Genomic DNA, 13,616 nt, shown 5'->3' on the forward strand with positions numbered 1-13,616 from the left:
GATCATGCGCCGCATCCTGCGCAAGATCGCCGAGAACGATTACGGCGCCTTGGGCGACACCTCCACCCTCGCCGACCCTTCCGTCGTCGACGACCTCATCGAGAACCGCGCAAACAAGGACTAGGACACGGGAAAGGGCCCCTCAGGGGGCCCTCTTCTTGCCCAGCCCCTGGCGCCTGCAGCCAAAGCCACGGGTAACCAGTTTATCGAAAACTAGGTAGAATTCGCGCCATCCTGCTGCCCGCTGCGCCGCCCTGTGATAGTCTCGATCCCGTGGGGCCGATAGCAGACGGAGCGTTTCGATGCAGTTGACAGGTGTTCCCCAAGTGGTGGCACCTCTGGCCACCGGGCATCCCCTCGGCTTGCCCGGCGCCCCGGTCAGGACGGCCGAGGAGACCAAGGTGCAACCGGTCAAGGAGTCTTCGACCACCGGCACGGATCACTCCGCCGACCATGCCGCCGAGGGACAGCCGCCCGCCGGCTTCTGGCGCAGCCTCACCGGCCTGCCCGACCCGGCGAACCACGTCGCGCCGCCTTCGATCATGCAGATCCGCATCTCCGCCCTGCTCGAGGAACAGGCCGAAGCGCTGCTGAAGGAACTGCGCGACAAGGCCCTCGCGCGCATGGCGGCAGAGGCACCGCGCCAGCCCACTCCCGACCCCCTGATGCAAGGCGCCCCCGTTCAGAGCGAGTCAGCTTTGAGCGTCTCGGCCCAGAACGTCTTCGCCATGAGCGAGCCCGAGACGGAGGCCGCGTCTGGTCCATTCCGCGCAAAAGGATCTAAAGCCGCTTATCCCGACGCCGCTCACTTCGCGGCGCAAGTCCAAGCGGCACCAGTCCAAGCGGCACCGGTCCAGACGGCGCCTCAGGACACAGATATTTCCGACGTAGCCCCCTCCCGCCCGGCGCGCCCTGCAGACGCCGCGAGCGGCTTCGATACGGCAGCAGCGCTGCCTCCCCGGTCGGTGGGAGCGGCAGCCGAGACCGCCGCAGGCGGGCCCAGCGAGACAGGGCTGCAGGACATCGGAAATCCGCGCGGCGGCGGCGCGCCGGATGGCCTGCCGACCGCCGGGGCCACGCCTCAGCCACGTCCCGCGGGCGACCCGTGGCAAGACGACCGCCCCGCTGCGAGCACACCGGCCTTCGCCCTCGCCGCACGCGCCTATGGCACTGATTCGGCATCCTACACGCCTTCCCCCGGGCCTGGCAGCGCAGGATAGAGCCGCGCAAATCGCCCACTGCCGAGCCGGTTGAAGGCGCATCACCCCTGCCCCGGCCCCCGTTCCCGGGCCGAAACCCCGCTTTTGCCGCCCCTCTCTCGCCGGATTTCCCGCATAGGCTCGCTTTTCATGCGCGAAAGCTTGTCTTATAAGCGCGAAATCATCAGGCCCTGCACAGACCGGGCCCAGCATAACACCGGCGAGGACCGCATGAGCAAAGACAACCACGAAGCCGACGTGGCCTTCATCAAGGCACTGGCTGAGCTGCTCCGTGAAAACGACCTGACCGAACTGCAGGTCAAGCGCGAATACGGCGAAGAAGACAGCCTCAACGTTCGCGTGAGCCGCGTGCAACCGCAGGCTCCGGTGACCACCACCGTCGCTGCCGCCCCCGCAGCGGCACCGGCCGCGGCGCCGGCCCCCGCAGCCGCCCCCGCCGCAGAGCTGCCCGAGGACCCCGCCGCGCACCCCGGCGCCGTCACCTCGCCGATGGTCGGCACCGTCTACATGCAGCCCGAGCCCGGCGCCCCGTCGTTCATCTCGGTCGGCGCGCAGGTCAAGGAAGGCGACACGCTGGTCATCGTCGAGGCGATGAAGACCATGAACCACATCCCCGCCCCGCGCGCGGGCACGGTGAAGCGCATCCTCGTCGAGGACGGCGCCCCGGTCGAATACGGCGCCCCGCTGGTCATCCTCGAGTAGGAGGCAGCCATGTTCGACAAAATCCTCATCGCCAACCGTGGCGAGATCGCGCTCCGCGTGATCCGCGCCTGCCGCGAGATGGGCATCGCCTCGGTGGCGGTCCACTCGACGGCGGATGCCGATGCCATGCACGTGCGCATGGCCGACGAGACGATCTGCATCGGTCCCGCCTCGTCCTCGGAAAGCTACCTGTCGCCGGCCGCCATCATCTCGGCCTGCGAAGTCACCGGCGCCCAGGCGATCCACCCGGGCTACGGCTTCCTGTCGGAGAACGCGCGTTTCGTGCAGATGGTCGAGGACCACGGCCTCACCTTCATCGGCCCGACCGCCGAGCACATCCGCGTCATGGGGGACAAGATCACCGCCAAGGACACGATGAAGGCGCTCGGCGTGCCCTGCGTGCCCGGCTCCGACGGCGGCGTGCCCGACCTCGAGACCGCCAAGCAGGTCGGCCGCGACATCGGCTACCCGGTGATCATCAAGGCCACCGCCGGCGGCGGCGGACGCGGCATGAAGGTCGCGCTGAACGAAGCCGAGATGGAGCGCGCCTTCCAGACCGCCCGTGCAGAAGGCAAGGCCGCCTTCGGCAACGACGAGGTCTACATCGAGAAGTACCTGCAGCGCCCGCGCCACATCGAGATCCAGGTGTTCGGCGACGGCAAGGGCAAGGCGGTCCACCTCGGCGAGCGCGACTGCTCGCTGCAGCGCCGCCACCAGAAGGTCTTCGAAGAGGCCCCCGGCCCCTGCATCACCCCCGAGGAGCGCGCGCGCATCGGCAAGGTCTGCGCGGACGCCGTGGCCAAGATCAACTACACCGGCGCCGGCACCATCGAGTTCCTCTACGAGGACGGCGAGTTCTACTTCATCGAGATGAACACCCGCCTGCAGGTGGAGCACCCGGTGACCGAGGCGATCTTCGGCGTGGACCTCGTGCGCGAGCAGATCCGCGTGGCCTCGGGCATGGACCTCTCCTTCGGGCAGGACGAGCTCGAGATCAACGGCCATGCCATCGAGGTGCGGATCAACGCAGAGCGTCTGCCGACCTTTGCGCCCTGCCCCGGCAAGATCACCCAGTACCATGCTCCAGGCGGTCTGGGCGTGCGCATGGACAGCGCGCTCTATCAGGGCTACTCGATCCCGCCCTACTACGACAGCCTGATCGGCAAGCTGATCGTGCACGGGCGCGACCGGAACGAGGCGCTGTCGCGGCTCGACCGCGCGCTTGGCGAGCTGATCGTCGACGGCGTGGACACCACGCTGCCGCTCTTCTCCGCGCTGCTGCAGGAGAAGGACATCCAGACCGGCAACTACTCGATCCACTGGCTCGAGAAATGGCTGGCCAGCAAGCTCGCCGACGCCTGATCCGCGCGTGAGCAGAGCGGAGCAATCCCTTGTTGCGGCCCCTTCCCGATCCCGGGGAGGGGCCGCATGACTCTGAGCCCCGAGCTGTTGCTGCAGGCCTATCGCGCCGGCATCTTCCCGATGGCCGAACACCGCGACGACCCCGAGCTCTTTTGGGTCGACCCGCGCCGCCGCGGCGTCATCCCGATGAACGGTTTCCGCATCTCACGCAGCCTCGCACGGCGCCTGCGCAAGGAGGATTACGAGGTCACTTTCGACCGCGATTTCGCAGGGGTGATCGACGCCTGCGCGGACCGGCGCGAGACCTGGATCAACTCGGAGATCCGCGCCCTCTTCACAGAGTTGCACCGCCGCGGTCACGCCCATTCCATCGAGGTCTGGATGCAGGACGAGCTGGTCGGCGGGGTTTATGGCCTGGAGGTGGGCGGGGCTTTCTGCGGCGAGTCGATGTTCTCGCGGCGTCGGGACGGCTCGAAGATCGCGCTGGCCTGGCTGATCGACCTGTTGCGCCGCGCGGGGTTCATCCTCTTCGACACGCAGTTCCTCACCGAGCACCTCGCCTCTCTGGGGGCGATCGAGATCCCGCGCCACCAGTATCGCGCGCAGCTCGCCACGGCGCTTCTGGTCACGCCGCAGCTTGCCAGCACGCCGCTCGCGGCGTCAAGTCAGGAGGTGGTGCAGCGCAGCACCCAGACGTCGTAACGCTGGTGATCCATCGGGTTGAGCGCCGGCGAGGAGGCGATCATCCAACCCCGGAACACCGGGTCCGCCTCGCCCGCCTCGCGGATGGTCAGGAAGGCGAAGGCATCGCCCGCCCGGTTGCCCTCGGGATAGCGACAGTCCTGCAGCGCGATGTCGATGCGCCCGAAGGTGACGCTCTCGCCCGAGGCGACCTCGAGGTCGGTGACCCGGCCGGTGAGCTTGTCGAGCCCGCGCAGCGTTGCGCCGGTGCCGGTCTCGGTGGCCTCCTGCTGCGCACCGGCCGCCGTCGCAGCCAGCATCAGAAGTCCTGCCAGAGCGCGTTTCATTCGCTTCCTCCTGCGACGTATTTCAGCAGCAGGGAAATCAGGCTGACAGAGCCCTGCGTGTCCAGCACCTCGTCGCCCGCGCCAAAGTAGAAGGGCGAGCCGCCGGGGCTGATCTCGACGAAATTGCCACCCAGCAGCCCCTCGGAAGAGATCAGGATCGAGCTGTCGTCGGGCAGCTTCACATCGCTCTGGACCGTGAGCATCATGTCGGCGCGATAGGTGTCGGGGTTGAGGCTGATCTCGCTGACCGAGCCCACCTTGACCCCCGCGAGCCGCACGTCGCTGCCTACGGTGATGCCCTCGAGGGAGCGGAAGCTGGCGCTCAGCGCATACCCCCGGTCGCCGCCCGCGGAAAACCCGGTGGCGCTGACCGCGTAGGCGCCGAAGGCGATGGCGCCGGCCAGCACCAGCCCGCCGACGGTCACCTCTGTGGCAGTGTGGGACATGTGAGTATTCCGGGCTCTTATTCCGGGCTCCACGCCTCGTAGTCACGGCGCGGCGCCGGCTCGGGGCGGCGGATCGATCCCTTCGGCGCATAGGCCAGGGCGGTGCCGGTCAGGTTCTCGATATGCGGCTTTTCCCAGGCCTTGTGCGGCAGCGGCTTCTCGGTCGGCGGCGCATCAAAGGTATGGTGCAGCCAGCCGTGCCAGTCGGGGCTGACGCGGGTCGCCTCGGCCTCGCCGTTGTACATGACCCAGCGGCGCGAGCCGTCCTTGGTCTGGTAGAAGACGTTGCCCTGCTCGTCCTCGCCGACGCGCTGGCCCTTGCGGGACGTGTAGAGCTGGGTGTTCAGGGTCGCCCCGTTCCACCAGGTTACGGCCCGCAGCAGCGTGTTGAGAATGCCCATGGACGACTCCTCGCTTAGTCCTGTCCCGTGTATGACCAAATCCACCGCCGAGGTCCAGCGGTGACGATGTCGGCGCGGCCTCAGGCCGGGGCGAGTGTGGTCAATTCGATTTCTATGCGGAATTTCGGATCGATCAGCGCGGTCTCGATCATTGTCGCAACCGGCGGGTTCTCTCCGAACGCCTCGCGCAGCAGCGGCCAGCAGGGCTCGAACTCGGCGGCGTCGGGCAGGTAGTAGGTCACCCGCACCGCATCGGCAAAGCTCGAACCGGCCTCGGCCAGGGCCTTCTCGATCGTGGCCAGCGCCGAGCGGCACTGCTCGACCACCGTTTCGCCCTGCCCCACGGTGCCCGCGACATGCACGAAGCCGCCCGCGACCACGGCGCGGCAGTAGCCGATCTTCGCCTCGAACTCGCCACCGGAGGATATGCGTTTGATGCTCATGTGATGTCAGCTCCCATGCCGGATGCGCGCCGCTAGACGGCCCTCGGCGGAAAAGATATGAAGGTCGGCGCCCGACGCGCTGCGCATGTACCAGTTGCCGGGATCGTCCAGCGCCGCCTGCAACTCGGCCCCCAGCGCGTCCGGCCACGCGGCGCGGCACTCGGCCAGCGCGTCGAGCGGCAGCTCGCCAAAGAGACGTTCTGGAGACTGCCGCCACTCCCCGCCGAAACGCTCCCACCAGGCGGTGCCGAGCGCCGAGGTCGGCGGCGTGCGGGCGATGTCCTCGCCGGTGCGGATGATGGCATAGGTGCAGCCCGGAGCGCTCTCTGCGCTGGCCTTGCTGGCCAGCACCTCCTCGATCGGCAGCAGGCCGCCAAACACCTTGCGCGCGTAGTCAGCATCCTCGGAGGGCGCGGGTTCATGCGGCCCGCCGGGAAGGACCGAGGCTTCGTTGAGCGGCCTCAGCCCGTCATGCACGCTCGGAATCCGGAAACTTTCGGGATCGCGCGCGTGGAAGTAGGCGAACCAGGCCCAGCCCCCCAAAAAGAAAATGCCTGCCACCACGGCAAGCATTCTCAAGGCGCTCTGGACAAGTTGCGTCAGAATCCACGTCATTTACTCATACCAGAAAAACAGTCGTTCACTCGTGTCAGCCGGCTGATGCAGGCTCCTTCTTGGGATCCGCGTAGATCAGCAGCGGCTTGGCATCGGCGTTCACCGATTCCTCGTTCACCACGACCTCGGTCACATCGGCCATGCCCGGCAGCTCGAACATGGTGTCGAGCAGGATGCCCTCGAGGATCGAGCGCAGGCCACGGGCCCCGGTCTTGCGGGCGATTGCCTTGCGCGCGATGGCCAGAAGCGCATCGTCGGTGAAGGTGAGCGTGGTGTCCTCCATCTCGAAGAGGCGCTGGTACTGCTTGACCAGGGCGTTCTTCGGCTGGGTGAGGATGGTCACCAGCGCATCCTCGTCGAGGTCTTCGAGCGTCGCGATCACCGGCAGACGGCCGACGAATTCCGGGATCAGGCCGAACTTCAGCAGATCCTCGGGCTCGAGTTCCTTGAAGATCTCGCCGGTGCCGCGCTGATCGGGGTCACGCACATCGGCGCCGAAGCCCATGGCAGAGCCCTTGCCGCGCTGCGCGATGATCCGGTCGAGGCCGGCGAAGGCGCCGCCGCAGATGAACAGGATGTTCGTGGTGTCCACCTGCAGGAATTCCTGCTGCGGATGCTTTCGGCCGCCCTGCGGCGGAACCGAGGCCACGGTGCCTTCCATCAGCTTCAGCAGCGCCTGCTGCACGCCCTCGCCCGATACGTCGCGGGTGATCGAGGGGTTCTCGGACTTGCGGGTGATCTTGTCGACCTCGTCGATGTAGACGATGCCGCGCTGCGCGCGCTCGACGTTGTACTCGCTCGCCTGAAGCAGCTTCAGGATGATGTTCTCGACATCCTCGCCCACGTAGCCGGCTTCGGTCAGCGTGGTCGCGTCGGCCATGGTGAAGGGCACGTCAAGAATGCGGGCCAGCGTCTGCGCCAGCAGCGTCTTGCCGCAGCCCGTCGGGCCGATCAGCAGGATGTTGGATTTCGCCAGCTCGATATCCCCGCTCTTCTGCGAGTGGTTGAGCCGCTTGTAGTGGTTGTGCACGGCCACCGAGAGCACGCGCTTCGCCTTCATCTGGCCGATCACGTAATCGTCCAGAACGTCGCAGATCTCGCGCGGCGTGGGCACACCGTCGGAGGACTTCAGGCCAGCGCCTTTGGTCTCCTCGCGGATGATATCCATGCAGAGCTCGACGCATTCGTCGCAAATGAAGACGGTCGGTCCCGCGATCAGCTTGCGGACCTCATGCTGGCTCTTGCCGCAGAAGCTGCAATACAGGGTGTTTTTGCTGTCGCCGCCGGAGTTCGTCGCCATGTCGCACCTTTCCAGGCCTTGTGTTCGCATTGGTCGGGGCCGTTGCCCCGACGAGGCCTATCGTCTCTGCCAAGTCCGGAAAGTCTAGGACAGGCCTTTCCGGTCCACAATGTCAAAATTGCCGCGCGCGGTTTGGCGCGCGGCAGGGACGTGGGGGTTACGCGTCTTCCCCGCCGCCCCGCTTCTCGACGATCTCGTCGATGAGGCCCCATTCCTTGGCGTCCTCGGGCGACATGAAGTTGTCGCGCTCGAGCGCCCGCTCGACTTCCTCGAGGGTGCGGCCGCAGTGCTTCACGTAGATCTCGTTGAGGCGCTTCTTCAGCTTCAGCGTCTCTTCCGCGTGGATCATGATGTCGGTCGCCTGGCCCTGGTAGCCGCCCGAGGGCTGGTGCACCATGACGCGGCTGTTCGGCAGCGAGAAGCGCATGCCCGGCTCACCGGCGGCGAGCAGCAGCGAGCCCATCGAGGCCGCCTGGCCGATCACCAGCGTCGAGACCTTCGGCTTGATGTACTGCATCGTGTCGTAGATCGACAGGCCCGAGGTCACAACGCCGCCCGGGCTGTTGATGTACATCGAGATTTCCTTGCTCGGGTTCTCGGCCTCGAGGTGCAGCAGCTGCGCCACGATCAGCGAGGACATGCCGTCGTGCACCGGGCCCGAGAGGAAGATGATGCGCTCCTTCAGCAGGCGCGAGAAAATGTCATAGGCCCGCTCGCCGCGGCTGGTCTGCTCGACGACCATGGGGACGAGGGTGTTCATGTATGTTTCAAAAGGGTCTTTCATCTTCGCCTGCCTGCTGTGTCTTGTCCAAATGGTGCCTAGCGCGCGCGCGTTAAGCGAGTCTTAGTGTCGGCTCTGGGGGGCTGCAAGGGCTGCCGCACCGATTCCCCCCGCTCATGCATCGCCCCAGTCCTGAGGTGATGCGCAACTGTGCCGGCTGCATTCCAGCTCCAGCGTGACCTGCCGCAGACCGAAGCGGCGCTGCATCTCGTCCTTGACCGCGCGCTTGATACCGTCGGCGCGGGCCCAGGCCCCTTCGTCGACCACGAGATGCGCCTGCAGCGCGGCGGTGTGTTCATCGACCTGCCACAGGTGCGCCTTGTGCAGACCGGACACCCCTTCGATCGCCTGCGCCGCCTGCAGCACCTGCGCCGGCACCACGTCGGGCGGGCTGCCCAGCATCAGCACGCGGATCACGCCGCCGATCTCGGCAAAGGCCATCCACAGGATGTATCCGGCGATCAGCAGCGTCACCAGCGGGTCGATCCAGGTCCAGCCGAAGAGCAGGATCAGCGTCCCGGCGAGGATCACCGCCAGCGAGCCCATGGCATCGGCCACGTTGTGCAGGAAGGCAGCGCGGATGTTCTGGCTGTCCTTCGACATCGAAAAGGTCAGCAGCGCGGTCACCACGTCGATCACCAGCGCGACCCCCGCGATGATCACCACCATCCAGCCCTCGACCGGCTCGGGCGACAGGAAGCGCAGGATCGCCTCGATCATCAGGTAGACGCCGATGACGATCAGCGTGGTGTAGTTGATCAGCGCCGCCACGGTCTCGGCCCGCGCATAGCCGAAAGGCATCTCGGCATTGGCCGGGCGGCGGGCGATCTTGCGCGCCAAGGCCGCAATGATCAGCGAGATCGCATCGGAGAAATTGTGCAGCGCGTCGGCGATCATCGCCAGGCTGCCCGACAGAATGCCGCCCACCACCTGCGCGACGGTCAGCAGCATGTTCACCCCGACCGCCAGGGCCATGCGGACGTCGCCGGCCTCGGGATCCACGTGGTGGTGATGGTGATGGTGGTGGTGACTCATGCGGGCATCAGGCGCCTGTACGCCGGGAAGGTCAATAGGGGCAGCGGGATAAGGGCAGCGGCATGCCAAGTGGCTGCCCTGCCCTGCGGGATGCCGGAAAACCGGGAGATGTCGGAAGAAGGTGCGCTCAGAGAACGCCGCCGGACCGGTGCGGAGCGGCCTGTTCAAGCGTGCGGGTGATCTCGTACCCGGGCTGCTCGGCCTGCTCGTTCTTCGGGAACAGACCCAGCGCCGCGGAGAGCGACAGCAGGGCGGCGATACAGAGTATCCAGTGGCGGAAGTTCATCGGGCGTCCTTCTTCTTGCCTGTCTTTCGGGGCGCTGATGTTCCATATGGGGCGCGATCCGGCGCAAACCACCCTGCCGCGGCAGAATGGCGGAAAGGCGCCGCTCACGATGCTGCGAGCGCGCGGGTCCGGGGCAATTCTATGCGATTGCTTGGGTTTGGCCCCGAAGGCCGATCCCGCGCCGTGTCCCGAGACGTGACGCAGGCTGGGAACTCCGTCAGGCCCGCGCCGGGCGGGATCCGAGTTCCTCGTAGAAGCGCAGCAGGTAGCCATCCGGATCGGCCACGACGAACTGCCGGTTGCCCGCCTCTTCCGCGCCGGTCCGGTACCATTTCTCCTCGACCTCGAGGAACAGCGAGTGCCCGATCCGCTCCAGCGCCGCCAGCATCGGCGCGATCGCGGTGACGCGGATCTGCACGTTGAGCCCCCGGCCGAACGGGTGGCTTTGCGGCAGGTGCCCGCCGTCGAAGGTGCGCCCCAGCCCGATCTGGTCGATCATCAATTCGGCATCGCCGAGACGCAGGTAGCAGAAGCCCTCCTCGGCCCGCGCGTAGGCACAGTCGAAACCGAGCACATCGCAGTAGAACGCCTTTGAACGCCTCCAGTCGGAGACGGCGAATTCCGGCACCAATGCGTTGCTCATGTCAGGTCCTCGGACATCGGCGGCCCTTGCAGGCCGCCCCGGCCTCAGCTCATCTCACGCAGGCGCGCGACGTAGCGCGCCATGGTGTCGATCTCGAGGTTCACCTTGTCACCCAACTTCACGCCGCCCCAGGTGGTCACCTCCTTGGTGTGCGGGATGAAGTTGATGCCGAAGGTGGTGCCCTGCACCTCGTTGACCGTCAGCGAAGTGCCGTTGAGCGCCACCGAGCCCTTCGGCGCGATGAACTTCGCCAGCTCGTCCGGCGCGCGGAGCTGCACGCGGGTGCTGTCGCCCTCGTCCTGGATCGAGACCACCTCGGCGAGCCCGTCCACATGCCCCGACACGATATGCCCGCCCAGCTCGTCGCCGACCTTCAAGGCGCGTTCGAGGTTGACCCGCTTGCCCGCCTCCCAGGTGCCGAGGTTGGTCTTCGACAGGGTCTCGGCGCTGATTTGCACGTCGAACCAATCCTCGCCCAGCGTGACCACGGTCAGGCAGACGCCGTCGCAGGCGATGGAGGCGCCGATCTCGATGCCCGCGGTGTCATAGGCGGTGCCGATGCGCGCGGTCAGGTCGCCCGCCTGCTCGAGCGCCCGGATTTCCCCCATGTCGGTGACGATGCCGGTGAACATCTGCAAATCCTCTCGCTGACCCCGAGCCACCTTGCGCGCCGCTGCGTGCTGGTCACGGGCCTTATTTTAGTCAAATACTGCCGCTAGGGAGGGCCACCGGACCGAAGAGCCGGGCGCCAACCCCTTACGAGTAGGCCGATCCTTAACGAGTGCCCATGTCCAAGGCAACCGCAGAGCAAACAGCCGCGCAGCCGCGCCGCGTCTTCCTCTTCCTGCAGGGGCCGCACGGGCCGTTCTTTCATCGCCTCGGCGCCATGCTGCGCCGCACCGGCGCCGAGGTCTGGCGGGTCGGCTTCAACGCCGGCGACCGCGCCTTCTGGTTCCACGGCGAGAGCTACCTGCCCTACAACGGCACCCCCGAGGACTGGCCCACCCGCTTCGCCGTCCTGCTCGACGAGAAGCGCGTCACCGACCTCGTGCTCTACGGCGATACACGTGGCATCCACGCCGAGGCGGTGGCCGAGGCCCGCCGCCGCGGGCTGCGCATCCATGTCTTCGAGGAAGGCTACATGCGCCCCTACTGGGTGACCTACGAGCGTGGCGGTGCCAATGGCCACTCGCGGCTGATGCAGATGGGTGTGCCCGACATGCGCGAGGCGCTCGAACGGTCGGACATGGAAGCCCCCCTGCCCCCCGGCCACTGGGGCGACATGCGCCAGCACATCTTCTACGGCGCGCTCTACCATTGGTTCGTGATGTTTCGGAACGGCGACTACCGCAGCTTCCGCGCCCACCGCGACCTGCCCGTGGCGCGCGAGTTCCAGCTCTACCTGCGGCGCCTGCTGCTGATGCCGCTGACCCGGATCGAGCGCGCCGTCGAGACCCTGCGCGTCCGCCGCGGCGGCTACCCGTATCACCTCGTGCTGCTGCAGCTCGAGCATGACTCCAGCTTCCGGAAGCATTCACCCTTCGAGAGCATGGCCGAGTTCGTCGAGCTCGTTCTGGAAGGCTTCGCCGAGGGCGCGCCGGGCCATCATCACCTGGTGTTCAAGGCGCACCCGCTGGAGAATGGTCAGCTGCCGCTGCGCCGGATGATCGCCGAGGCCGCCCGCCGCCTCGGCATCGCGGAGCGGGTGCATTTCGTCCCCGGCGGCAAGCTGGCGAAACTGCTCGACGACGCGCGCAGCGCGGTGACGGTGAATTCCACCGCCGGTCAACAGGTGCTCTGGCGCGGCATTCCGCTCCGGACCTTCGGCCGCGCGGTCTATGCCAAGCCCGAGTTCGTCTCCGACCAGCCGCTGCCCGAGTTCTTCGCGCAAGCCACCCGCCCCGACAGCCGGGCCTACAAGGACTATCGGAGGTATCTGCTTGAAACCAGCCAGATTCCCGGCGGATTCTATGCCTCGCGCGGGCGCAGACAACTTCTGCGGCAGGTGGTCGACATGATGCTCTCGCCACACGATCCTTACGACGCGCTGCGCAACGGGACCGCGGCGCCACGGCAACAGTTGCGGCTGGTCCGCTGACCCTGCGCCAAGGCCGGACTCGCTTTTGAAACCGCATTTCCGTACCTTACGCAAAAAACCTGAGGCAGATAAGAACAGGTCGAGGAGACCGAGCCGTGAAACAGTCCCGCTCCCGATGGGCGAAATCCGCCGCCCTTCTGGCCGCAGTGTCGATTCTGGCATCCTGCGCCCTGCCGCGCGTCGGTCCCAACAAGGATGAAATCTACTCCGGTTCCGTGATGCGCGAGGGCGATGCCTTCATCGTCACCGTGAACGACCGGGTGACCCGTGCCACCGCCGTCGTGCCCGCGCTCGGCTTTTCCGACCAGTTCCAGGGTGCCGGTGTCCTCGGCTCCGACACCATCCAGCCCGGCGACACGCTCGGCCTGACGATCTGGGAAAACGTCGACGACGGGCTGCTGGCCGCCGCCGAGACCAATGCCACCGCGCTCGAAGAGGTGCAGGTGGATGGCTCGGGCTTCATCTTCGTGCCCTACGCGGGCCGTATCAAGGCCTCGGGCAACTCGCCCGAGACCGTGCGCCGGATCATCACCGAGAAGCTCCAGGACCAGACCCCCGACCCGCAGGTCGAGGTGCGCCGCCTTGCCGGTGACGGCTCGACCGTCAGCCTCGTCGGCGCGGTCGGTGGCCAGGGCGTCTACGCCATCGAGCGCCCGACCCGCACGCTGTCGTCGATGCTGGCCCGCGCTGGCGGCATCACCATCGAGCCCGAGATCGCCCAGATCACCGTCCTGCGCGGCGGCAACCAGGGCAAGATCTGGTTCCAGGACCTCTACAAGAACCCGCGCTACGACATCGCCCTGCGCGGCGGCGACCGCATCCTCGTCGAGGAGGACACCCGCGCCTTCACCGCGCTCGGCGCCACCGGCACCCAGGCCCGCGTGCCCTTCGAGACGCAGACGCTCTCGGCGGTCGAGGCCATCGCGCAGGTCGGCGGGCTGGTGCCCTCGGCCTCGGACCCGACCGGTGTCTTCGTGTTCCGCAACGAGCCCGCCGACATTGCCAACCAGGTGCTCGGCCGCAGCGATCTGATCGGCGCGCAGCGCATGGTCTACGTGCTCGACCTGACCAAGCCCAACGGCATGTTCATGGCGCGCGACTTCGTGGTGCGCGACCAGGACACGCTCTACGTCACCGAGGCGCCCTACGCCCAGTGGAGCAAGGCGATCACCTCGCTGACCGGCACGCTGACCGCCATCGCCACCGTCTCCACCGTCCGCGACGCCGTGGCCAACTGACCAAGGACAAGGCCCTGA

General features: G+C 67.0%; 17 protein-coding genes. 6 read left to right on the forward strand and 11 right to left on the reverse strand.

The genetic code is table 11. From position 1 onward, the window contains the following. The first annotated feature begins 302 nt into the window (after positions 1 to 302). The 4 genes from LC039_RS04070 (at position 303) to aat (ending at position 3,986) form a co-directional block, all read left to right on the forward strand. Positions 303 to 1,220 carry a hypothetical protein gene (locus tag LC039_RS04070; RefSeq protein WP_226621788.1) on the forward strand — a complete coding sequence of 306 codons (918 nt, stop codon included), beginning with the start codon at positions 303 to 305 and terminating at the stop codon, positions 1,218 to 1,220. 210 nt (positions 1,221 to 1,430) lie between these two features. Continuing rightward, positions 1,431 to 1,922 (forward strand): acetyl-CoA carboxylase biotin carboxyl carrier protein, encoded by a 492-nt coding sequence (gene accB / locus LC039_RS04075; protein WP_226621789.1) that lies wholly within the window; start codon positions 1,431 to 1,433, stop codon positions 1,920 to 1,922. Positions 1,923 to 1,931: 9 nt separating this feature from the next. Continuing rightward, positions 1,932 to 3,284 (forward strand): acetyl-CoA carboxylase biotin carboxylase subunit, encoded by a 1,353-nt coding sequence (gene accC / locus LC039_RS04080; RefSeq protein WP_226621790.1) that lies wholly within the window; start codon positions 1,932 to 1,934, stop codon positions 3,282 to 3,284. A gap of 66 nt (positions 3,285 to 3,350) precedes the next feature. Further along, positions 3,351 to 3,986, forward strand: coding sequence for a leucyl/phenylalanyl-tRNA--protein transferase (gene aat, locus LC039_RS04085; protein ID WP_226621791.1), 636 nt, complete (start codon positions 3,351 to 3,353; stop codon positions 3,984 to 3,986). Here the strand turns inward: aat and LC039_RS04090 are convergent. The 11 genes from LC039_RS04090 to LC039_RS04140 form a co-directional block, all read right to left on the reverse strand. Continuing rightward, positions 3,950 to 4,312, reverse strand: a complete 363-nt coding sequence (locus LC039_RS04090; protein ID WP_226621792.1) for a DUF2155 domain-containing protein — start codon at positions 4,310 to 4,312, stop codon at positions 3,950 to 3,952. The genes aat and LC039_RS04090 overlap by 37 nt on opposite strands. Beyond that, positions 4,309 to 4,758 carry an outer membrane lipid asymmetry maintenance protein MlaD gene (mlaD, locus tag LC039_RS04095; protein WP_226621793.1) on the reverse strand — a complete coding sequence of 150 codons (450 nt, stop codon included), beginning with the start codon at positions 4,756 to 4,758 and terminating at the stop codon, positions 4,309 to 4,311. Before mlaD ends, LC039_RS04090 begins: the two co-directional genes overlap by 4 nt. Positions 4,759 to 4,775: 17 nt before the next feature. Further along, complete coding sequence (locus LC039_RS04100; RefSeq protein ID WP_226621794.1) at positions 4,776 to 5,159, reverse strand: NADH:ubiquinone oxidoreductase subunit NDUFA12; 384 nt, start codon at positions 5,157 to 5,159, stop codon at positions 4,776 to 4,778. An 80-nt stretch (positions 5,160 to 5,239) separates the two neighbouring features. Continuing rightward, positions 5,240 to 5,602 carry a RidA family protein gene (locus tag LC039_RS04105; RefSeq protein WP_226621795.1) on the reverse strand — a complete coding sequence of 121 codons (363 nt, stop codon included), beginning with the start codon at positions 5,600 to 5,602 and terminating at the stop codon, positions 5,240 to 5,242. Positions 5,603 to 5,608: 6 nt separating this feature from the next. Next, positions 5,609 to 6,163 (reverse strand): hypothetical protein, encoded by a 555-nt coding sequence (locus tag LC039_RS04110; protein ID WP_226621796.1) that lies wholly within the window; start codon positions 6,161 to 6,163, stop codon positions 5,609 to 5,611. 88 nt (positions 6,164 to 6,251) lie between these two features. Then, positions 6,252 to 7,517 carry an ATP-dependent Clp protease ATP-binding subunit ClpX gene (gene clpX, locus LC039_RS04115; protein WP_226621797.1) on the reverse strand — a complete coding sequence of 422 codons (1,266 nt, stop codon included), beginning with the start codon at positions 7,515 to 7,517 and terminating at the stop codon, positions 6,252 to 6,254. 157 nt (positions 7,518 to 7,674) lie between these two features. Beyond that, entirely contained in the window at positions 7,675 to 8,301 is a 627-nt protein-coding gene (locus LC039_RS04120; RefSeq protein WP_226621798.1) for an ATP-dependent Clp protease proteolytic subunit, read from the reverse strand. A gap of 111 nt (positions 8,302 to 8,412) precedes the next feature. Next, positions 8,413 to 9,333 carry a cation diffusion facilitator family transporter gene (locus LC039_RS04125; RefSeq protein WP_226621799.1) on the reverse strand — a complete coding sequence of 307 codons (921 nt, stop codon included), beginning with the start codon at positions 9,331 to 9,333 and terminating at the stop codon, positions 8,413 to 8,415. Positions 9,334 to 9,460: 127 nt separating this feature from the next. Continuing rightward, positions 9,461 to 9,619, reverse strand: a complete 159-nt coding sequence (locus LC039_RS04130; protein ID WP_226621800.1) for a hypothetical protein — start codon at positions 9,617 to 9,619, stop codon at positions 9,461 to 9,463. Positions 9,620 to 9,836: 217 nt separating this feature from the next. Further along, positions 9,837 to 10,262, reverse strand: coding sequence for a bleomycin resistance protein (locus LC039_RS04135; protein ID WP_226621801.1), 426 nt, complete (start codon positions 10,260 to 10,262; stop codon positions 9,837 to 9,839). Positions 10,263 to 10,306: 44 nt separating this feature from the next. Next, positions 10,307 to 10,894 (reverse strand): riboflavin synthase, encoded by a 588-nt coding sequence (locus LC039_RS04140; RefSeq protein ID WP_226621802.1) that lies wholly within the window; start codon positions 10,892 to 10,894, stop codon positions 10,307 to 10,309. 155 nt (positions 10,895 to 11,049) lie between these two features. Between LC039_RS04140 and LC039_RS04145 the strand changes: the two genes are divergently transcribed. Together LC039_RS04145 and LC039_RS04150 are read left to right on the forward strand one after the other, a co-directional pair. After that, on the forward strand, positions 11,050 to 12,360 hold the full coding sequence (locus LC039_RS04145) for a capsule biosynthesis protein (RefSeq protein WP_226621803.1): 1,311 nt from the start codon (positions 11,050 to 11,052) through the stop codon (positions 12,358 to 12,360). Positions 12,361 to 12,455: 95 nt separating this feature from the next. Further along, a complete protein-coding gene (locus tag LC039_RS04150) occupies positions 12,456 to 13,598 on the forward strand; it encodes a polysaccharide biosynthesis/export family protein (protein WP_226621804.1) in 1,143 nt (380 codons plus the stop codon). The last annotated feature ends 18 nt before the right edge of the window (positions 13,599 to 13,616 follow it).

Source organism: Alloyangia pacifica (assembly GCF_020524285.1).
GTDB classification, from domain to species: domain Bacteria; phylum Pseudomonadota; class Alphaproteobacteria; order Rhodobacterales; family Rhodobacteraceae; genus Salipiger; species Salipiger pacificus_B.

Coding starts and splice junctions, on each gene's coding strand:
- LC039_RS04070 (WP_226621788.1), top strand. CDS start 303: ATGCAGTTGACAGGTGTTCCCCAAGTGGTGGCACCTCTGGCCACCGGG.
- accB (WP_226621789.1), top strand. CDS start 1,431: ATGAGCAAAGACAACCACGAAGCCGACGTGGCCTTCATCAAGGCACTG.
- accC (WP_226621790.1), top strand. CDS start 1,932: ATGTTCGACAAAATCCTCATCGCCAACCGTGGCGAGATCGCGCTCCGC.
- aat (WP_226621791.1), top strand. CDS start 3,351: ATGACTCTGAGCCCCGAGCTGTTGCTGCAGGCCTATCGCGCCGGCATC.
- LC039_RS04090 (WP_226621792.1), bottom strand. CDS start 4,312: ATGAAACGCGCTCTGGCAGGACTTCTGATGCTGGCTGCGACGGCGGCC.
- mlaD (WP_226621793.1), bottom strand. CDS start 4,758: ATGTCCCACACTGCCACAGAGGTGACCGTCGGCGGGCTGGTGCTGGCC.
- LC039_RS04100 (WP_226621794.1), bottom strand. CDS start 5,159: ATGGGCATTCTCAACACGCTGCTGCGGGCCGTAACCTGGTGGAACGGG.
- LC039_RS04105 (WP_226621795.1), bottom strand. CDS start 5,602: ATGAGCATCAAACGCATATCCTCCGGTGGCGAGTTCGAGGCGAAGATC.
- clpX (WP_226621797.1), bottom strand. CDS start 7,517: ATGGCGACGAACTCCGGCGGCGACAGCAAAAACACCCTGTATTGCAGC.
- LC039_RS04120 (WP_226621798.1), bottom strand. CDS start 8,301: ATGAAAGACCCTTTTGAAACATACATGAACACCCTCGTCCCCATGGTC.
- LC039_RS04125 (WP_226621799.1), bottom strand. CDS start 9,333: ATGAGTCACCACCACCATCACCATCACCACCACGTGGATCCCGAGGCC.
- LC039_RS04130 (WP_226621800.1), bottom strand. CDS start 9,619: ATGAACTTCCGCCACTGGATACTCTGTATCGCCGCCCTGCTGTCGCTC.
- LC039_RS04135 (WP_226621801.1), bottom strand. CDS start 10,262: ATGAGCAACGCATTGGTGCCGGAATTCGCCGTCTCCGACTGGAGGCGT.
- LC039_RS04140 (WP_226621802.1), bottom strand. CDS start 10,894: ATGTTCACCGGCATCGTCACCGACATGGGGGAAATCCGGGCGCTCGAG.
- LC039_RS04145 (WP_226621803.1), top strand. CDS start 11,050: ATGTCCAAGGCAACCGCAGAGCAAACAGCCGCGCAGCCGCGCCGCGTC.